This is a genomic window from Flavobacterium sinopsychrotolerans, assembly GCF_900110375.1.
Classification (GTDB): Bacteria; Bacteroidota; Bacteroidia; order Flavobacteriales; family Flavobacteriaceae; genus Flavobacterium; species Flavobacterium sinopsychrotolerans.
The window spans coordinates 102,855-121,641 of sequence record NZ_FODN01000003.1; the positions used below are offsets into that span (position 1 = coordinate 102,855).

Annotated in this window: 20 protein-coding genes; 19 read left to right on the plus strand and 1 reads right to left on the minus strand. The window is 34.3% G+C overall.

What is annotated here, in order from left to right:
- The first annotated feature begins 3 nt into the window (after window positions 1-3).
- The 16 genes from BMX64_RS07330 (at window position 4) to BMX64_RS07400 (ending at window position 9,885) form a co-directional block, all read left to right on the plus strand.
- Window positions 4-672 (plus strand): response regulator transcription factor, encoded by a 669-nt coding sequence (locus BMX64_RS07330; protein WP_091169386.1) that lies wholly within the window; start codon window positions 4-6, stop codon window positions 670-672.
- Window positions 673-829: 157 nt separating this feature from the next.
- Window positions 830-1,036 (plus strand): hypothetical protein, encoded by a 207-nt coding sequence (locus BMX64_RS07335; protein ID WP_091169389.1) that lies wholly within the window; start codon window positions 830-832, stop codon window positions 1,034-1,036.
- Entirely contained in the window at window positions 996-1,295 is a 300-nt protein-coding gene (locus tag BMX64_RS07340; protein ID WP_208858964.1) for a DUF4236 domain-containing protein, read from the plus strand. The genes BMX64_RS07335 and BMX64_RS07340 overlap by 41 nt, the downstream gene beginning before the upstream one ends.
- 329 nt (window positions 1,296-1,624) lie before the next feature.
- Window positions 1,625-2,035 carry a hypothetical protein gene (locus BMX64_RS07345; RefSeq protein ID WP_167543039.1) on the plus strand — a complete coding sequence of 137 codons (411 nt, stop codon included), beginning with the start codon at window positions 1,625-1,627 and terminating at the stop codon, window positions 2,033-2,035.
- Between the two features lie 3 nt (window positions 2,036-2,038).
- Window positions 2,039-3,307, plus strand: a complete 1,269-nt coding sequence (locus BMX64_RS07350) for an ABC transporter permease (protein WP_091169396.1) — start codon at window positions 2,039-2,041, stop codon at window positions 3,305-3,307.
- Window positions 3,308-3,311: 4 nt separating this feature from the next.
- Window positions 3,312-4,214 carry a hypothetical protein gene (locus BMX64_RS07355; RefSeq protein WP_091169399.1) on the plus strand — a complete coding sequence of 301 codons (903 nt, stop codon included), beginning with the start codon at window positions 3,312-3,314 and terminating at the stop codon, window positions 4,212-4,214.
- A 12-nt stretch (window positions 4,215-4,226) separates the two neighbouring features.
- Window positions 4,227-5,354, plus strand: coding sequence for a DUF4236 domain-containing protein (locus BMX64_RS07360; RefSeq protein ID WP_091169402.1), 1,128 nt, complete (start codon window positions 4,227-4,229; stop codon window positions 5,352-5,354).
- 65 nt (window positions 5,355-5,419) lie between these two features.
- Complete coding sequence (locus BMX64_RS07365; protein ID WP_091169406.1) at window positions 5,420-5,827, plus strand: hypothetical protein; 408 nt, start codon at window positions 5,420-5,422, stop codon at window positions 5,825-5,827.
- A 25-nt stretch (window positions 5,828-5,852) separates the two neighbouring features.
- Window positions 5,853-6,032, plus strand: coding sequence for a hypothetical protein (locus BMX64_RS07370; RefSeq protein WP_091169410.1), 180 nt, complete (start codon window positions 5,853-5,855; stop codon window positions 6,030-6,032).
- 26 nt (window positions 6,033-6,058) lie between these two features.
- Window positions 6,059-6,202 (plus strand): hypothetical protein, encoded by a 144-nt coding sequence (locus BMX64_RS15690; RefSeq protein ID WP_167543040.1) that lies wholly within the window; start codon window positions 6,059-6,061, stop codon window positions 6,200-6,202.
- 364 nt (window positions 6,203-6,566) lie between these two features.
- Complete coding sequence (locus BMX64_RS07375) at window positions 6,567-6,752, plus strand: hypothetical protein (protein ID WP_091169413.1); 186 nt, start codon at window positions 6,567-6,569, stop codon at window positions 6,750-6,752.
- Window positions 6,753-7,001: 249 nt separating this feature from the next.
- The gene (locus BMX64_RS07380) at window positions 7,002-8,081 is read left to right on the plus strand and encodes a YecA family protein (protein WP_091169416.1); all 1,080 of its coding nucleotides are present in this window, start codon (window positions 7,002-7,004) and stop codon (window positions 8,079-8,081) included.
- A gap of 189 nt (window positions 8,082-8,270) precedes the next feature.
- Complete coding sequence (locus tag BMX64_RS07385) at window positions 8,271-8,537, plus strand: type II toxin-antitoxin system Phd/YefM family antitoxin (protein ID WP_091169420.1); 267 nt, start codon at window positions 8,271-8,273, stop codon at window positions 8,535-8,537.
- 1 nt (window position 8,538) lies between these two features.
- A complete protein-coding gene (locus BMX64_RS07390) occupies window positions 8,539-8,814 on the plus strand; it encodes a Txe/YoeB family addiction module toxin (RefSeq protein WP_091169423.1) in 276 nt (91 codons plus the stop codon).
- A 236-nt stretch (window positions 8,815-9,050) separates the two neighbouring features.
- A complete protein-coding gene (locus BMX64_RS07395) occupies window positions 9,051-9,614 on the plus strand; it encodes a hypothetical protein (protein WP_091169426.1) in 564 nt (187 codons plus the stop codon).
- The gene (locus BMX64_RS07400; protein WP_091169430.1) at window positions 9,604-9,885 is read left to right on the plus strand and encodes a hypothetical protein; all 282 of its coding nucleotides are present in this window, start codon (window positions 9,604-9,606) and stop codon (window positions 9,883-9,885) included. Before BMX64_RS07395 ends, BMX64_RS07400 begins: the two co-directional genes overlap by 11 nt.
- Window positions 9,886-9,970: 85 nt before the next feature.
- On the opposite strand, the gene BMX64_RS07405 is transcribed toward BMX64_RS07400, so the two are convergent.
- Complete coding sequence (locus tag BMX64_RS07405) at window positions 9,971-10,219, minus strand: helix-turn-helix domain-containing protein (RefSeq protein ID WP_091169434.1); 249 nt, start codon at window positions 10,217-10,219, stop codon at window positions 9,971-9,973.
- Between the two features lie 1,076 nt (window positions 10,220-11,295).
- On the opposite strand from BMX64_RS07405, the gene BMX64_RS07410 reads away from it, so the two are divergent.
- The 3 genes from BMX64_RS07410 (at window position 11,296) to BMX64_RS07420 (ending at window position 18,594) form a co-directional block, all read left to right on the plus strand.
- On the plus strand, window positions 11,296-14,193 hold the full coding sequence (locus tag BMX64_RS07410) for a SusC/RagA family TonB-linked outer membrane protein (RefSeq protein WP_317614714.1): 2,898 nt from the start codon (window positions 11,296-11,298) through the stop codon (window positions 14,191-14,193).
- A gap of 406 nt (window positions 14,194-14,599) precedes the next feature.
- Window positions 14,600-15,970, plus strand: coding sequence for a RagB/SusD family nutrient uptake outer membrane protein (locus tag BMX64_RS07415; protein WP_091169439.1), 1,371 nt, complete (start codon window positions 14,600-14,602; stop codon window positions 15,968-15,970).
- Window positions 15,970-18,594: a S9 family peptidase gene (locus BMX64_RS07420; RefSeq protein WP_091169441.1), complete on the plus strand. Its 2,625-nt coding sequence runs from the start codon at window positions 15,970-15,972 to the stop codon at window positions 18,592-18,594. The genes BMX64_RS07415 and BMX64_RS07420 overlap by 1 nt, the downstream gene beginning before the upstream one ends.
- The last annotated feature ends 193 nt before the right edge of the window (window positions 18,595-18,787 follow it).

Consider the following 18,787-nt stretch of genomic DNA (forward strand, 5'->3'; position numbering starts at 1 on the left):
AATATGTTTACAAAAGTTTTAATTGCGGATGATATTGATTTTAATGATTTGGGTGCTGCCCAGATACTAAATGAGCTTGATGTTCTCGAAATTCAATATGCAAAATATTGTGATGAAGCTTTGTTAAAGATAAAAAAAGCACATTTAGATGGTGCTCCTTTTCAACTGCTTATTTCTGATTTGTCCTTTAAAGCGGATCACCAGCTGAATAAACTCAATTCGGGCGAGGAATTGATAGCTGCGGTTAAAAAGCAGTGTCCTAACATTAAAATAATTGTTTTTTCGATTGAAGACAGAGCACATCGTATCAAATTGCTATTTGATGAGCTGCATATAGATGGCTATGTAATAAAAGGCAGAAACACAATATACGACCTAAAGAGAGCCATTCAAAAAGCCTACAATAATGAACCAGAAAACGTTTCTCCTGAATTGTTGTATCTGCTTCAAGATAAAACTACAAGAGAAATAGATAATTATGATGTGCGATTAATCAAGTATCTCTCCATAGGAATATCCCAAGAAAATATGGAAACGGTATTTAAACAAGAAGGCATTAGCCCTAATAGTAAAAGTTCTATTGAAAAACAGGTCAGTAAACTCAAAATTTATTTCAAAGCAAATAATACGGTACATCTGGTAGCAATAGCCAAGGATTTGGGCATTATTTAAAGTTTTTCCTAGTAAACACTCATTTAAATTTCACATTCAAGCTCCTTCAGGGGCTTTTTTTATTGCTTAAAGAAAATAAAGAGTCAGATTGTGGTTTACCGTAAGGTGTTGAATTTTAATGGTTTTATTTTTGAAATAAATTATTAAATTAAAAAGTATGATAAAGTTTTATGTGAACAAAAATGCACAACCAAACGGTGACCATGAAGTGCATACTGAAGATTGTAGCTATCTTCCAAACTCTGACAATAGAAAATATTTGGGAGAATATTCAAATTGTAAACCGGCAGTTGCAGAAGCGAAGAAAACGTATCCTAAATCAAATGGATGCAGAAAATGCTCTAATCAATGTCATACCACTTAGGATTCAAGTGATGGGCTTTCGATTTCAAAAAAGAATTAAACTTGGAGGAGGACTTGGCTTAAATATAAGTAAGTCTGGGATTTCTCCAAGCTTAAGAACAAAGGCTGGAACTATTAGTAATAAGGGTTTCTCGGTAAGGACTGGAGTACCGGGTGCTTCTTATAGAAAATCATTTAATACATCAAAATCCAGTGGATGTCTATTTGCATTTATCATGTATTTGGGTTTAGGTGTCGTATTTTATCAACTCTTTAATTAAGAAAAATCTATTATGAAACTATTTTTATACTCCTTTTTATTTTTCCTTTTTACTTGGACTGCTTCAAGTCAAACAAATTCAAAAAAATTAATTGCTTCAACCTGTGAGAGCAGGGGATGTTCCGGTTCTGAATATTGCGCCGCCTGTAAAAATTGTTCGGGTTGTAAGCACTGTGCTAAAGAAGGAGGAACCTGCGGTGTTTGTGCGCCTACTCTAAAAAAGGAACCTGTTTCAAAAAACATTAAAAGTAGAAAAAATTCAAAAAAAGCAAGAAAATCTTAGTTTGAATAAAGTAAATAAGACATTTTTAATAATCTAATTTTCAAAATATGAATTCAAATCCTAGTATGACTATTCAATTGAAAAGTCATTTCCTTCGACTTTATCAAATGGCTTTAACAGATGATCAATTTGACGTATTAGAACTTCAAATGCTATATCATTTTGCGGATGAACGTGGGATTCCAAAAGAAGAACTCGATAAACTTTTTCTTAATCCAATCAATACCGAGTTGAGTATTCCAGAAAATTTAGATACAAGGATTGAATACTTATACGATTTTGCCAGAATTATTTGGGCTGATGAGAAGGTAACAGATGATGAATTAAATATGCTCAAAAAATACTGTCGTAAATTTAATTTTTTAGATGAAAACATAAACGAGTTAACTGGTTATCTAATTGATTGTGTTAAGAAAGGCATTAGCAAAGAAGAAATTATTAATCAACTAAACTCTTAAGTTATGAAATCACTAACACAGTTATTCAGTCTAAAAAAAGTTGATGAAGCTCCAAAAAATAGTATTGATGAAAATGAAAATGACAGGGAACAAATAAGAATAACCTATTATCAGAGTGGCTTTGCCGCATCAATAAAAGCGACTGGAAAACCAATCGTTTTAAAAGCTTGCCTTCAAAATTTATACATGAGTTTTGAAGATCAATGTCGAAAACAAAAATTAGAGCAAGACCGTTTGAAACAACCTTACAGGGAAGAACAAGAAAAAAATAGGACAGAACTAAAAAAGTGTGAGGCGGCAATTGGAATTTATGAAAAAAAAGAACAAGATCTGAATGAAGATGTTGGTCAGATAAAAAGTGAAATCGTTGAAGTAAAACGCAATCCTGACAAATTTGGAATTGAAGACGGCAAAGGTCTAAAAGCACATTTTTATATCGGATTGGTCTTATTACTCCCCATAACACTTTATTTAGTGGTATTTTATATTTCAGCCTCTTATTCTGCATTTTTCAAAGAGTTTTCAAATGATAGTTTAACAGCTGCCATTTTTGATGCAGATGCATTGACAAACTCATTTAAAGCAAGTTGGTTAGAAGGGGTTTTAGTAATTACTATTCCTTTTGTCTTCATGGGATTAGGCTATGTAATTCATATGGTACAAAAAGTAAAGGGTATCAAAAATATCATTAGAATCATTGGTTTATTTATTACGACATTTTTGTTTGACGCACTTCTGGCTTATCAAATTGAGAAAAAAATATATGAATTTAATAAAACTACTGATTCCTCTCCTTATAATTTAGATATAGCATTAGGCGAAGCTGAGTTTTGGATGATCATATTTGCTGGATTTGTAGTGTATATTATTTGGGGACTTGTTTTTGATTTTGTGATGAAAGAATTCGAAAATATCGATAAAATCAGAGCATACATTAGAGGACAAAAAGGAAAACTTATTGATTTAGAAAAACTAGCAACGGAATATAGTAATAAAGTCAATGATTTTAAACAACAGATAGTTACTATTAATGGTAAGATTTCAGAACTCCAATCAAAAATAGATGGTTTTGTATTTCCAGTGAAAGAATATCTTCATTATCATCATCAATATAAAGAAGGCTGGTTTCAGGCGATTAATACTGAAATAGCTTTGCCTCATAAGGAGAAAACAGAATTATTGGTAAACTGTGATATTTTATCAATAGAGCATTTGGACAAGCTAAATCTAATTGATCCTGATTTTCAACATTTAGTATATTCTAAAAACTAATCTTATGAAAGCTATTTTAAAAACTATTTTAGTGTCATTTTTTATCGTTTCTGTATATTCTTGTAAACAAGATGTCGAAAATAAGAATATAACGAAAATTGGTCACCCAATTCAGGAAAATTATAACATTAGTATACTTCTGGATTTATCGGACAGGATTAGTGTCAAAAAAAATCCCAACCCAACAATGGAATATTTTCAAAGAGATTTAGGGTATATAAAATCCATTTCTGAAGCCTTTACTCAACATTTGAGATCAAAAAGAATAAGACAGATGGATGATAAAATGCAATTATTTTTCAATCCGGAACCATTGGATCCCGAAATTAATTCTATTTCTAAAAAATTAAGAATTGCTATTGATAAAAATAATGCGTCCAAAGAGTATCTGAATTCAATAAATTCAAATTATGCCGCTCAGACTTTAAAAATATACGAGTCTGCAATAAAAGATGATAATTTTATAGGCTCAGATATATGGAGTTTTTTTGAAAATAAAGTGAAAGATCAGTGTATAGATTATAAACACAGAAATATACTTGTAGTCTTAACTGATGGATATATTTTTTATGAAGATACCAAAATAATAGAAGGAAATTTAACTACTTATATCACTCCGGAACTAGTTAGAAAAAACGGATTGAATAATAAAGATTGGAATGAAAAATTTCAAAACAAGCATTATGGTTTTATAAAAGCAAACGATGACTTATCAAATCTTGAAGTTCTAGTTTTAGGAATAAACCCAAATAAAAATAATCCTTATGAAGAAAAAGTAATCCGTGCCTATTGGAGTAAATGGTTTACAGAAATGAAAATAAAACATTTTGAAATTAAAACTGCAGACCTACCCTCCAATATGGATGCAATCATTAAGAACTTTATATTAGATAAAAATCATCAATAAATAAGTAATCCTATGGCATGGAGTTATCATAAAAGAGTAAAAATTATACCTGGAATTCATTTGAATTTTAGCAAGAAAGGTATTAGTACTTCAATTGGAGTGCGTGGGGCAAATATTAATTTTGGTAAAACGGGGACTTATTTAAATACATCTATTCTTGGGTTAGGATTACATAATAGACAAAAATTAAGTCATAATTCTATTCCGAATTTACCTGAAAATTTAAATCCGATACTTTGTGAAACTGAAGACAACATTTTTAGTTCCGATGTAGAAGAAATAACCAGTCAGGATATGCAAGGTATAAAAGAAGTAATCTTAACTGTACAGAAACAAGCTTTAGATTTAAAGAATGATTTATTAAAAATAAAGAAAGCTTTAGGAAATTCTAAACTCAGACGAATTGCAAGTTATTTTTTGCTCTATGGAATAATTAAAAAAGATATCTCCGAAAAAATTAAGGAAGATATTCGCTTGCAAAAAGAAGTGATTATAAAAATTCAAAATAAAATTGAAAAATCCTATGTTGAACTTGATGTAGAATTTGAAGACGAAATACAAGCTGAATATGAAAATATGGTTTTAGCTTTTAAGAATTTGACAAAATCTCAAAAAATTTGGGATGTTACCAGTTCTCATTCTCAAGACACAAAAATCACACGTTCAGCTGCCAGTGCATTAATCGATAAGAGAGAGGTACAATTTGGCATAAAGTCACTCCCGTATATAAAAACTAGATTCGAAGTATTATGGCTTAAAAATGCTAATGGAGCAGATTTATATATTTACCCAAATTTTATCATAATGCATTCTTCAGCTTTGCAATTTGCGATTATAGGTTTAAATGAAATAAACTTTTTTCATAGTTATTCAAGATTTTTAGAAACAGGAACTATTCCCAGTGACACCAAAATAATAGATAAAACTTGGGCAAAAGTAAATAAGAATGGTTCCCCTGATAAAAGATTTAAAGGGAATTATCAAATACCGATTGTTCAATACGGAGAAATCTCTTTGAGTACAAATACGGGGCTTAATGAAAAATATCACTTTAGTAATTATGAATTTACACAAAAATTCGGAAGTACTTTTGGAGGATATAAAACCTTAATAAATGGACTTACTCAAATCAATGCCTAATCCAGACTGATCAATAAAAAAGTAACTATTTTATATCAATATTTATTTTAATTCCATAAACGAAAATGCTTAGCAATTTTAGAATAGTATTTATAATAGTAGCTTTTGGAATCATTGGCTGTAAAAAGGAAGAGCCTCCCCAAAACATCAATTCTTTTTTTAAGGAAGTTATCGAACCAGATGATCGAAAAACTATTACTCCTGAAGAAGCTAAAACATATCATAATGACACCCATCGCCATTATGAATATCGCACGGGCAAATCAGGACATTATGAGTATAATTATGATGTAAGTGGATGTAATGATTTAGGAGATTCAATATCTGGAAACATTAATATCCAAGGAAAATACGGCGCTGGTGTATTAATTACGACTGATGGAGAAATTGAGATCACAGCAGAATGGATTGATTATGGCAAGCTAAAAGCGGTTGACAAGGACGGAAATGAATATCACTTAAAAGTGAATTAACACTATTAGCCTCAAAATAATTAAAATGAAATCTATTGTAATCGTTCTTCTTATTTCTCTAACTTCTTTTCACCCAATAGAGACTAAAGTATACATCTGCGGGTCAAGAGGAGCAAAGAAATTCCATTATACTGAAAATTGTCGAGGGTTGACAGCCTGTAAACATGAAATAGTAAAAAACATCACTTTTTATATTACTTACTAATTTATTAACCTAACCAAAATAACACTATGGTAACAATTAAAGCAGACATTAAACCGGGTCCCAAAAGAAAGACTGAAGAAGGAAAAGAAGACAGAAGACAACGAGTTACTCCTGAAAATCAGCCTAAGCATCCAACTTTAAAACCTCACGATCACGATAAGAAGAATTAATTTAAAAAAGCCTACCATTAATTAGTAGGCTTTTTTGCTTTCTGTCTCGTCCAGAAAATAGTTAACCATAAATTTAAATAAATTTCAACTATTTACCATATATAAAGCAAGTTGTAGAATTATATTATCACGAGTAAATCTTGTAAATTAGGAGTTTATGATTCTGGAATTGAGTGTATAAATTTTAGTTACAAAAGATATTTATTCTATGAGTTGAAAATTTATTTCAATTAGATTTATATAAAAGAAACACTTCTATATTTTAAGGGGTTGTAGGTTACTGATTCATAGTCAGACAATATAGTTCTGCCTTCAGGAATAATGATCAAACGGTTTTAGAAATAGCTATTTATTGATTTTGATTATGGGCACGAGCGAGACGCAAGCGCAAGCGGGTAGTGTTTTTTATAACTGGTTAAATGAAAAGAAACAGCCTTTGGAACGGGCACAGGAACTGGCGGGTCACAAATGGCCAGGTATTACTGAAAAATATATCAAAGTGAACAGCCAACAACAATGGGAATTGATAAACAAATTCTTTCCAATTTAATAATTCTCTATATTTGGTAATAATCGACCAAAATATAATAATAACCATTTAAGTCTAACAAACCATGTCATTACCAATAGTATTAGATAAATCAACTTTTCAAGGATTAAATTATGAGAATATTATTGAGTTACATAGATACTATGATGTAAGCATAGCACCTCTTTTGATAAATGAGATTTTAGGTGACTTATCAAAAGAAGAAAAAGAAGGAAGAAGAACACCGAAGTTATTAATTTGTCTAAAAAAATGTTTCCATATAACGCTTATGTCAACATGAGACATGGAATAGTTATTGAAAAATCATTATTAGGAGAATTTATTGATGCCGATAACAGACCTTTTTTAATTGCTGATAGGTCAATAAGTACTCAAGGGAAAAATGGACTAAAATTTAAAGAAACAGAAGAGGAAAAATCTATAAAACGATGGAAAGAAGGTAGGTTTGATACGCTAGATGAAATCATTTCAGATTTATGGAGGAGTGAATCTAAGGATGATACTGTCATATCTGATTTTAAAAAATGTTTTGGACACTTGACAGATATTAAGAGACGCTTGGGAGATAATAAAGAAATAAATAAAAAACTTTCAGATGAAGAACAATTAAAAGAATTAAAAGAACTAAAAGTACGTTTTCTCGAGAGAATGAATGTTGAGCTTGAACCCGGAGAAGCGTTATTGAAAATGTTAGAATACTTTAAAACTGATTCTGAAACAACAGAAGCAATATTTCATAGATGGAGTAGTAAACCCTTTCCCGATTTAGAAACTTTTGCAGAATATGCATTCTATTGCTATTCAATAGTATCAATGTATTATATTGGGATTAATAATAATCTTCTGGGAGAGAGAAAAACAAACTTACTGGATTTAGAATATTTGTTTTATGCGCCTTTTGCAAAAGTATTCAGTACAAATGATAAATTTCTTATGGCATTATATAATGTTATTGAACCAAAAGGAGTGACTTTTATATCTCTTCTATCATTAAAGGAAGATTTAGCAAAATTTCAAAAGTTAAATACTCCTGATAATTGGTCCCAACATCCCCCAGACAAAGACACCGAAACTTTTAAGATTTGGGATGAAACTTTCAACTTAAAATTATCAGAAAGATTAAAACCTACTGAAAAAGATATGGAAAGGGCTAAAAAAGAATTTGATGAAATATTAAAATTAGCTGAATCAGGAGAGTCTGGAATTTTTAATGGCGAACCTGATTTTATAGTTAAAGAAAGTTATTACTCACCAAATGACCCCTGTCCTTGTAAAAGTGGTAAACCTTTAAAAGATTGCCATTTGAAAAATAATGACTCAATAGTATAGCAGGAATAACTGAAAAATATATTAAAATGAATACATCGGAGCAATGGAAATGATAAATCGTTATTTTCCAAGTATTTAAATTAATCAATTTGAATTATACTAATTGTTAAAGTTTGTTCAAAGTGTATTTACATGTAACTTTTTTGTACCTTTGAACGTACAATATAAAGTACACTTAAATATAATATTATGAAAGCGGTAACAATATCAACATTAAGAAAAAATATCAAAGGTTATTTTGATGAAGTTTCTGAATCATCTGAGGTTATCATTGTTCCAAGAAATGATGAAGAGGATGCAGTTGTAATAATTTCAATTAAAGAATACAATTCAATTATGGAAACGCAACACTTACTTTCAACCAAAGCAAATAGAAAAAGACTTACTGAGTCTATTGAACAAATGGAGAAAGGTAAACTGACTACTTACAATTTTGATGAATTAGAAACGGCTTAAAATGGATATAGTCTTTACAAAGAATGGTTGGGAAGAGTTTGAATACTGGATTGAAAACGACTCAGATACTGTTATAAAAATTAAAGAATTAATAAAATCCATTAGGGAAAATCCATTCAAAGGAATTGGAAAACCGGAGCCTTTACGACATGATTTGAAAAGTTTTTGGTCACGAAGAATTACTGGTGAACATAGATTAGTTTATAAAGTATCAGGGACTAAAGGCATTGACCAAAGGTGCGTTATAATACAATGTAGATTTCATTACGATGATTAAAATAAATCAAAGCTCTCAAAAATGAGGGCTTTTTTATTGGTTGTAAGTAAAAATTTATTAGGAAAATAATTAAACTACATCTACTTTCGTGTTATTTAAAAATGTAATTGGGGACGTTCTTTATTTTGAGATTTTTTACAAGGGGTTGTTTTTATATAAAAAGGTTTAAAGAACCCAATAAGTTTTAGTTTAAGAGTTATAGTAAGGATTATTTACAAAAAAAAAGAAGAACGTCTATGGAATTAGGTAATAATATAGTTCATTTAAAATATATTGGTGAGTTAAACGAAACAGATTTAAATGAATTATCAAACCAATTATTAACTGCTAATTTAGAATTAAATTTATTTAATTCTAGCGGAAAAGCTATAGCTAGTCTTGATGATTTTGATTTTGTCACATACTTAGCTTTAAGTTCTCCTTTCGTAATCGAGTTTATTAAAGGTGTTGGTACGAATGCAGGTTGGGATGTTATAAAACAAGCAATAATTTTTGTTAGAAATAAAACATTAGGAAAGAAATATTATAAACTCACCTCCAAAACACAAGAAGAAAAAGAAATTACATTTGGAGTCAAAATTAAACATGACAAAAATACCGGTTTTGATTTTGAATTAAAAGGTGACCTTAGCGATGAAATAATTCAAGAATCCTTAGATAAAATTTTAGATTTTGTAAAAGCTCAGAAAGCAAATGATGAATATCAACATCCTGTATATTTAAAATATAGTAAGAAAGAAGATCTCTGGATTCCTATCAATGTTTTAGAGGAAATGCGAAAAAAAAAAAATGACAAATAAAGTAAAGTTCTGTAGGCTTTTAAGAGAAAGATCAAATGAACATAGGAAAGCAATTAATTTAATGTTGTTGAATGAATTATATGGACAAACGATTTCATTTTTGAGGCAAGAACTTGACTCTATGGTTAGAGTTATTTTTCTTATAGAGCAATCTGATTTTTCTATAGGAGAACATTTTGTTGAACAGACTTTAAGTAATGCAAAATGGACTTTGCCAAATTCCAGAACTATAGTAACTGATAGACAAATGGTAGAGTTATCGAATACTTGATTTTTCTACTCATAAAAATGCCCCCAATAAGTGTCTAACTTTTTGGGGGCAGTCTATTATAGCACCTTACTTATTTATAATCCAATTATTCCTTTTCTAAATCTACTTTAAAATCAAAAAACTCTTTAGGTTGTATTTTAAGTCCATACGATAAATTAAGTATTGTTTCTAAAGTTATATTTTCAGTGCCTTTTTCAATTTTACTTATAAAACTTGCGTCGAGATCACAATTTTCAGCAATCTTCCTATAACTTAAACCTTTCTGTTTTTTTATTTCTCCGAGTCTTTTACCAAATTGCAGTAAAAATTCACTTTTTGTAGTTTCATTAATCATAGCCTATGTTTTAGGCAATTTCTTTAAATTCAAAGAAATTAATGTGGCAATATATTACCACGTAGATGTTTTTTAGTATATTTGTTTTATCATTACATTAAAATAGTGTATTTTTGCGATTCTTCATATAAAATATTTGAAGCATTCGCTTTGAATCTCGCATCGTAAAACTGGTAATTTTAGCAACGAGATGATAAGTACGATGCTCACGTCCCATGGCGTGGGCTCACTTATTGTTGCAAGGTATACCAGTACCCACGGTGCAGTAAGCTGAGTTCCATGCCATTTTTTATTTCTAATAGGCACAATACTTTCCTTAGATTCTTAGCAACTCTTCATCCTTTTTCATTGTCTCGCAGCAGTTTAACCCGCTAAAGCCCGTATGCCTATGACATAAAAAAAATACTATCTACATAATGCCTGTACTGTTTCTTTATTTTGAGTTAGTGTTTCAGTGCAGGCTCTTTTTTTAATTGTGAATTGTGAGAAAAAAAGAAGCAAAGGGGCAAAGAAGCAAAGGAGCAAAGGAACAAAGAGGCAAAGACGCCGATCCTCAAAATCAATCTTACTTTTTTATATCACACTCACGCCACATTACCTTAGGAATACAATTGAGTTTATAACATCTGAATTATTATAATGAAATTACTACAAACAAATACAAATAGGAATAATTTTACTTTTTATAGCAACGATGTGCATGTGGCTTTATGGTTGAGATAGTTTTATGAGAAGGTAATACATGTTGAATTTTAAATGTTGCATACAGAATCCGAAAAGAAGTATATAAATCTAATTAAATAATGCCTATGATAGAATAATAATAGAGAGATTGCTTTGTTTTCCACCACGGCGGACAAGCTGTGCTTCGCAATAACATAACAAAAAAAGGCCCTCCAACCGTCTGGACAACTGCATAGAGGACCAATGCTAACAAAACTAACGTTTCATTTAACTATACCAATATTATGAAAAAAATTTCATTTTACAAGGGTGGCTTGGCTTTTTTGTACCTGATTATTATCGGGTTCTCACTAAGCTACACCCCAGCTTCAGCTAACAAGGTACTGAGGCCAATGCAGTCCCTACGGCAACAAAGTCAAATAAGTGGTATCATCACTGATGGTACAAACCCTTTGCCTGGTGTGACTATTTCCATAAAAGGAAAAGCTACAGCCGGAACTATTTCGGACTTTAACGGGCAATATCAAATTACAGCAGCCCCCACCGATATTTTAGTCTTTAGTTTTATGGGATTTGTAACGGTTACACAACCGATTGACGGACGTAAAATACTAAACGTACAATTGCAAGAAGATGCTACCCAACTGCAGGAAGTGAAAATTAATGTAGGTTATTATAGCGTTAAAGAAAGCGAGCGCACTGGAAGTATTGCGAAAATCACCTCAAAAGACATTGAAAACCAACCTGTAACCAATGTACTTGCTACTATGCAGGGGAAGATGGCAGGAGTGGATATTGTGCAAGATAGTGGTTCTCCGGGAGGTTCTTTTACCATCAAAATACGAGGACAAAACAGTTTGCGTGCGGATGGAAACCAGCCACTGTATATTATAGATGGTGTGCCTTATTCCTCTGAAACCATTGGTTCTACAGCTACCTCTGGTACTGCGCCCACCTTAACTAGTCCATTGAATTCGATCAATCCCTCTGATGTTGAAAGTATAGAGGTTTTAAAAGATGCTGATGCCACGGCTATTTACGGTTCACGCGGTGCTAATGGTGTGGTTTTGATTACTACTAAAAAAGGAAAGGCAGGAGTCACTCGCTTTAGTATTAATTCCTCCAGCAGTTTTGGTACTGTGACCGATACTCCAAAACTTATGAATACCCAGCAATATCTTGCTATGCGAAAACAGGCATTCGTTAATGATGGTGTAACTGTATATCCAAGTTCAGCTTATGATGTTAATGGTACTTGGAGTCCGAATCGTTATACGGATTGGCAAGATAAGTTGATAGGGGGCACGGCAAAAATTTATACTTTACAAGGTTCGGTATCAGGCGGCAGCGACAGAACACACTATTTGTTGAGCGGTAATTACCGAACTGAAACCACTGTTTTTCCGGGGGATTTTAAATATACTAAGGGGTCAGGACATTTTAGTATGCACCATACTTCAGATGATGAACGTTTTAAAATTACTTTTTCAGCCAATTATACTTCGCAAAATAATAACCAGCCTGCTGTAGATCTCACGGCAGTATCACGAACCTTAGCTCCTAATGCTCCCGACTTGCATGATGCCAAAGGAGCATTGAATTGGGAAAATGGAACATGGACTAATCCTTTGGCGGGATTGCAATCAGAAGTTGAATCCCGTATCAATGATCTTGTCGCTAATACGGTATTGTCGTATCGATTTTTGCCAAATTTGGAATTTAAAACAAGCTTTGGTTTTACGGATTTGGATAATAATGAGAGCCGGACCCAGCCTTCGACAATGTATAACCCTTCGTTTGGTTTAGGCAGTAAGTCCTCAAGTATTGCTACCAATTTTACTAACCGCAGTTCTTGGATTGTGGAGCCACAAATTCATTACAATGTGGCTATCCGTAAAGGCCGTTTTGAGGCCCTGTTGGGAAGTACATTACAAAACCAGCGCACCGAGCGTCTTTATCAGTTCGGTTCTGGGTTTGCGAGTAACAGTCTTATCCACGATTTGGCTTCAGCGACTACCAAGGCAGTTCGATTGAGTGACGTTACGATTTACAAGTATCAGGCTCTTTTTGCCCGTTTGAATTACACATGGGATAGTCGTTATATCCTTAATCTGACTGGTCGTCGCGATGGTTCGAGCCGTTTTGGACCGGGTAAGCAGTTTGGTACTTTTGGAGCAGTAGGGACTGCATGGCTGTTTTCGAACGAAGCTTTTTTGAAAGGCAATAGCATCCTAAGTTTTGGAAAACTACGTGCCAGTTACGGAATTACAGGTAATGATCAGATAGGCGATTACCAGTTTCTGGATACCTATATTTCCACCGGCAATAATTACCAAGGAACTATAGGATTGCAGCCCACACGATTGTTTAATCCTGAATTTGGATGGGAAAGTAATAAAAAATTTGAAGTAGCTCTTGAAACGGGATTTTTGAGGGATCGTATTTTCCTGACGACTGCTTATTACTTTAATCGTTCTTCGAATCAATTGGTTGGAGCACCGTTACCGGGAATTACAGGATTTAGTTCGTTATATGGTAATCTGGATGCTACGGTAGAGAATAGTGGTTTCGAGTTGACATTGCGAACGGTAAACTTGACTGGTGAACACTTTGAGTGGTCTACTAATTTCAATATTTCAGTTAACCGAAATAAATTGATTTCGTTTCCCGGGCTTAAAAGATCGACTTATGCCAATACGTATGTGGTGGGGGAGCCCACGAGCATTATTAAAGTGTATCATTATACAGGAATGAATTCGACAACCGGTGTTTATGAGTTTGAAGATATTAACAGTGACGGAATCACTACCGCCTTAGGCGACAGGCAGGCATTGGCTGATTTGACGCCTAGTTATTTTGGAGGGCTATCGAATCAGTTCCGATATAAAGGAGTGCAATTGGACTTCCTTTTTCAGTTTGTGAAGCAGGAAGCTTTCGGTGCATTGCCCGGAGTTCCTGGCACACTGGTTAATCAATTGGCGAGTGTAGCGGATTCAGCAGCGCAACAACCCTATACTGCGGGGAAGAACGGAAGTGTAATAACAGCTTACAATCGTTTTGGATCGAGTGATGCAGCGTTGCAAGATGCCTCTTATGTTCGTCTTAAAAACATTTCACTCACGTATGATTTACCATTGAAACTCAGCCAAGGTTTGCGATGCCAATTGTATTGGCAAGGACAGAACCTACTGACATTTACCAAATATACTAATGGTGATCCAGAGTTTAAATTTGGTGGCTATCTGCCCCCATTGAGAGTTAATGCCGTAGGGGTAAAGCTGACTTTTTAATCAAATCATTTTACTTAGTCAGTTCGCTTTTACTTATACGCAGTGTTTTTTCTTTTGTCTTGATACAAAAGAAACAAAAAATCAAGCCTGAATATTTTTATCCCAAAAATCATCGGACAGATTTTCCCTATCGCGACCTCAGCCGCTCGTGTTTCACACTCGACTCCGGGGTCACTCCCTTCGACCAGCGCTCATATCCTTACCGTGATTTTTTGGTATAAAAATATAAGGGCGATAAGAGGAGGTTTTCATGAGTTTATCGTTGGGATTGATTTTGACTTGGATTGTGTAGTTTCTTGCGGAAATTGCTACCCAGTTAGCTTCATTCGTGTATGGAATCTGTGTTTAATTTCATTTATACCTCGTGGGTTCTACCCCGAGGCAGTTTAATCAAATATTTTTAATTATGAAAAATTATATACTACTAGTGCTATTTTTGATATTGATACCTTTTGCGGGATGTGATTCCTTTGTAGATGTGGATATTCCGGATTCACAACTCACCGGAAACCTAGTTTTTGAAGACCGAACGACGGCAAATGCTGCTATGGCGGATGTTTATGCTAAACTGCGTGATACTGGCATACTGACTGGATTAACGATAGGCAGTAGTGTCAGCTTAGGGCTATATGCAGATGAATTGATTTATTATGGAACGAGTAACGAAAATACTTCTTTCTTATTTAATAATACACTGCTGGCTAATACGGCGACTGTTGGACAATTATGGAATGAAAGTTATCATCAGATATACTGCGCGAATGCAGTTATATTGGGTTGTGAAAACTCAAAAACTCTTTCTGAAGCCGACAAGAATTTGTACATCGGAGAAGCTGTTTTTATAAGGGCATTGGTACACTTTTACCTCACAAACCTTTACGGTGATGTGCCTTATATTACTTCTACAGATTATGAGACCAATCGGCTCGTATCAAGAATTCCTACAACTGAAGTTTATAATACTATTATAGCCGATTTGAATCAGGCGATTGCCTTATTGCCCGAAAACTATAGCAGTTCTGATAGGGTCAGACCCAATCGGTCTACAGCGGTTGCCTTACTTGCGCGCGTTTATCTATACAATGGGGACTGGGCAGCAGCCTCGAATGCTGCTTCGGCTGTTTTGAATAACCCGCTTTACGTTTGGGAAAACAATATTGATAAAACGTTCCTCAAGGAAAGTAAGTCTACTATTTGGCAATTTATTCCCAAACTAGCGGGTAATAATACGGATGAAGGTTCCGCTTTTATTTTTATGACGGGACCACCGCCCTTTGTCGGTTTGAGCCCAGCGCTGTTTAATTCATTTGCAACCAATGACCTTAGGAAAACACATTGGATAGCAACCATATCAAATGGAAGTTCTAAGTGGTACCATTCCAAAAAGTACAAACAAAAAAGCAATACCGGAACCGCTGTAGAATATTCGATTGTTTTCAGACTGGCGGAACAATATCTTATCAGAGCTGAAGCGCGAGCCAAACAAGGAGAACTGACAGGAGCAAAGCAGGACCTAAATGTAGTGCGGCGTACAGCAGGATTGCCTGATATTGATGCTGTTGGTGCTGATGCAATTGTAGCTGCGATTATTCAGGAACGACAATTTGAATTGTTTACCGAATACGGACACCGGTTTTTTGATTTGAAGCGGACGGTTACTCTTGATGCAGTTCTACCTGCAGTAAAATCAGCGTGGAATAGGGATGATGCCTTATGGCCGATACCTGAAAAAGAGTTGTTAACTAATACAAAACTCACTCAAAATCCCGGTTACTAATGCATGATTATTTTAGATCTATTGTTTATAGTATTATTGCTGTAACTTTAATAGGGTTGATTCCCTGTCCCGTTTTGGGACAGGTGCCAATCAAAAAGCAACTCACTGAGGGGGATTATTCGCTTTGGGGAACGATGAGGGGAGAGCAAATTTCTTCGAAAGGAAAATGGACTAGTTTTCATATGTCTTACGAGTCCAAGGCAGACACCTTGTTTGTTCTAAATACTAAAACCAGACAGAAATATTCTTTACCTGGAGGACGGGCAGGAATTTTTAACGGTGAGCGCACTTTTGCATGCAGCAAGAAAGAAGGTCTTTCCTTAATTGATTTGAGTAATGGCAAAGAGAATGTGATTCCCGGTGTAGAGCGCTATGATTTTTCATCAGACACTCACTATCTTGTCACGATGGAAAAGGGTCAGGGCGGCCCGCTTGTGATTCGAAAAGACGGAATGATTATCGATGTCATTTCGAATGTGACGGAATACCGTTTGAATGATGCTAAAAATATGTTGGTTTATACGAGCACGGAAAATGGTATTGGTCAAGTGGGAACTCTAACATTGGCAGGAACTTATGTTAAACGCTTTATAGTACCACAAAAAGCTCAGACTTTTAAAGTTTTACGATGGCAACATAAAGGAAAAGCAATTGTTTTTTATGGTGTTAATGAGGGAGAGGAGGAGCTCTATTATTATGATATTGAATCGGGGCAACAGCATGTTTTAAAAAGTACGGATGCAAATTTCCCCGTTTCTATGAAAATTGCACCTAATCAAAACGTGGAGTTAACCCTATCACGAGATGGAGAAAAGGTATTTTTCGGGATATCGGCTGAAGTATCCAAACCTAATAGGATGTCAGCAGATGCAGTGGAAATTTGGCATGCAAAAGACAAAATGATATTTCCCGACCGGAAGTTATCGGCTACAGTAAAGTATCCACAATACCTTGCTGTTTGGTATCCTAAGAGTGCTATTGTGCGTCAAATCAATACTGCGGAGCAGCGCTGGGTGATGTTGAGCGGTAATCAAGATTATGCTCTTGTGGCTGACCCTTTGCAGTACAATCCACAATATAAGTGGATTGCCGATATGGATTATTATCTGGTACATCTTGCAACCGGTAAACGGGAATTATTCTTAAAGGGACATTCAGGTCTTATTAATCACATGGGTATTTCGCTGGATGGACGGTATATTAACTATTATAAAGAAAGTAATTGGTGGGTTTATGATCTAAAACAGCAAACCCATACTAATGTCACCAAGGGACTTAATGTGTCATGGGATAACAGTGCCACTGATCCTGGAAACCAATTGAATGTTTGGGGACAGCCCGGCTGGACTACAGACAATCAATGGGGACTTTATTATGATTATCATGATATTTGGGCCATTTCTCCTGATGGACTGGTACGAAAACGCCTGACCGATGGTAAAGAAAAGCAGTTGCGTTTTCGTTTTGATGTTTCAGCCCTTTCAGATCGACATGATTTTAATTATAAAGGAAAAGGAATCTTTAGATATGACCTTTCAAAAAGCCTCTTGCTTACCGTACTTGATTTATATGGAGGCTCAACTGGATACTACACTTTACAACCTAAAAAGGGTGTGGTGCCTCTTGTAATGGATACTAGTTCTATCAGTAAATTACAAAAGACCAAAGCGCTGGATGCTTTTGTCTATGTTACGCAACGCTTTGATCGACCTCCCAGCTTTATGTTTCAAAGTAGTATTGATAAACCGGCTATAGTTTTGGTGCAAAGTAATCCTCATTACGAATTGTATCAATGGGGGAAATCAGAAATGATTCATTACACCGATAGTAAAGGCAGGATTTTGAACGGGGCTTTGTTTTATCCCGCAGGTTATGATTCGACCAAACGATATCCCATGGTGGTTTATATTTATGAAATAGTATCACGTGATGTCAATAGTTATGTCAATCCTACACAATACAATACTTTGGGTTTTAATATAACGAATCTCACTAGCAACGGATATGCTGTTCTGTTACCAGATATTGCTTTTGAAAAAGGAAATACCGGATTTTCTGCTGTAGATTGTGTGACGAACGCCGCCTCAAAAGTCATTGCAATGGGAATAGCTGATGCCGGAAGGATAGGCTTGATGGGGCATTCATTTGGGGCTTATGAGACCAATTTTATCATCACTCAGACTTCCATGTTTGCGACGGCCATAAGTGGTAACGGAGTTTCGGACACTCTGGGGCATTATTTTACTATAAATACTGACTACAATACCATGGATGGGTGGCGGTATGAGAACCAACAGTATCGAATGGGATTTTCTTTTTTTGAGAATCGTGAAGCGTATTATCGCAATTCTCCTTTAGTTAACGCAAGATCGATTACAACTCCTTTACTGACTTGGGCAGGTGTATTAGATCAAAATGTACAACCCAGGCAGGCAGCAACTTTTTATGCGGCACTGAGGCGATTGCAAAAAGAGCATGTTATGTTGGTATATCCTAATGATGGTCATATTTTTTTTAATCCTAAAAATCAGATTGATTTGACCTATAAAATTCAGGATTGGCTTGGTCATTATTTGAAGAGGGAGGTCAAGGCGCAATGGATGAAAGCGGATAGAGAGGAGTAGTGTTTTTAATTTTTTATTTATTAAGGGTATTTTTCTTTTAGCTCACTAAAATTTTATTTTAACTGGTGTTCACTGAATCTTCGATTTGTCTTGATACAAAAGAAACAAAAAATCAAGTGTGGAATATTACTATATGTTTTTTGTTGATGAGGATGGTTTTTACTTTTTTCCTTGATGAAAAAAGTAACAAAAA

What these genes read in the sequence shown, in the direction of transcription:
- BMX64_RS07400 (WP_091169430.1), top strand. Translation starts at nt 9,604, where the DNA reads ATGACAAATAAAGTAAAGTTCTGTAGGCTTTTAAGAGAAAGATCAAAT.
- BMX64_RS07420 (WP_091169441.1), top strand. Translation starts at nt 15,970, where the DNA reads ATGCATGATTATTTTAGATCTATTGTTTATAGTATTATTGCTGTAACT.
- BMX64_RS07375 (WP_091169413.1), top strand. Translation starts at nt 6,567, where the DNA reads ATGGGCACGAGCGAGACGCAAGCGCAAGCGGGTAGTGTTTTTTATAAC.
- BMX64_RS07335 (WP_091169389.1), top strand. Translation starts at nt 830, where the DNA reads ATGATAAAGTTTTATGTGAACAAAAATGCACAACCAAACGGTGACCAT.
- BMX64_RS07370 (WP_091169410.1), top strand. Translation starts at nt 5,853, where the DNA reads ATGAAATCTATTGTAATCGTTCTTCTTATTTCTCTAACTTCTTTTCAC.
- BMX64_RS07345 (WP_167543039.1), top strand. Translation starts at nt 1,625, where the DNA reads ATGAATTCAAATCCTAGTATGACTATTCAATTGAAAAGTCATTTCCTT.
- BMX64_RS07385 (WP_091169420.1), top strand. Translation starts at nt 8,271, where the DNA reads ATGAAAGCGGTAACAATATCAACATTAAGAAAAAATATCAAAGGTTAT.
- BMX64_RS07360 (WP_091169402.1), top strand. Translation starts at nt 4,227, where the DNA reads ATGGCATGGAGTTATCATAAAAGAGTAAAAATTATACCTGGAATTCAT.
- BMX64_RS07390 (WP_091169423.1), top strand. Translation starts at nt 8,539, where the DNA reads ATGGATATAGTCTTTACAAAGAATGGTTGGGAAGAGTTTGAATACTGG.
- BMX64_RS07355 (WP_091169399.1), top strand. Translation starts at nt 3,312, where the DNA reads ATGAAAGCTATTTTAAAAACTATTTTAGTGTCATTTTTTATCGTTTCT.
- BMX64_RS07405 (WP_091169434.1), bottom strand. Translation starts at nt 10,219, where the DNA reads ATGATTAATGAAACTACAAAAAGTGAATTTTTACTGCAATTTGGTAAA.
- BMX64_RS15690 (WP_167543040.1), top strand. Translation starts at nt 6,059, where the DNA reads ATGGTAACAATTAAAGCAGACATTAAACCGGGTCCCAAAAGAAAGACT.
- BMX64_RS07395 (WP_091169426.1), top strand. Translation starts at nt 9,051, where the DNA reads ATGGAATTAGGTAATAATATAGTTCATTTAAAATATATTGGTGAGTTA.
- BMX64_RS07350 (WP_091169396.1), top strand. Translation starts at nt 2,039, where the DNA reads ATGAAATCACTAACACAGTTATTCAGTCTAAAAAAAGTTGATGAAGCT.
- BMX64_RS07330 (WP_091169386.1), top strand. Translation starts at nt 4, where the DNA reads ATGTTTACAAAAGTTTTAATTGCGGATGATATTGATTTTAATGATTTG.
- BMX64_RS07410 (WP_317614714.1), top strand. Translation starts at nt 11,296, where the DNA reads ATGCAGTCCCTACGGCAACAAAGTCAAATAAGTGGTATCATCACTGAT.
- BMX64_RS07380 (WP_091169416.1), top strand. Translation starts at nt 7,002, where the DNA reads ATGTTTCCATATAACGCTTATGTCAACATGAGACATGGAATAGTTATT.
- BMX64_RS07365 (WP_091169406.1), top strand. Translation starts at nt 5,420, where the DNA reads ATGCTTAGCAATTTTAGAATAGTATTTATAATAGTAGCTTTTGGAATC.
- BMX64_RS07340 (WP_208858964.1), top strand. Translation starts at nt 996, where the DNA reads ATGGATGCAGAAAATGCTCTAATCAATGTCATACCACTTAGGATTCAA.
- BMX64_RS07415 (WP_091169439.1), top strand. Translation starts at nt 14,600, where the DNA reads ATGAAAAATTATATACTACTAGTGCTATTTTTGATATTGATACCTTTT.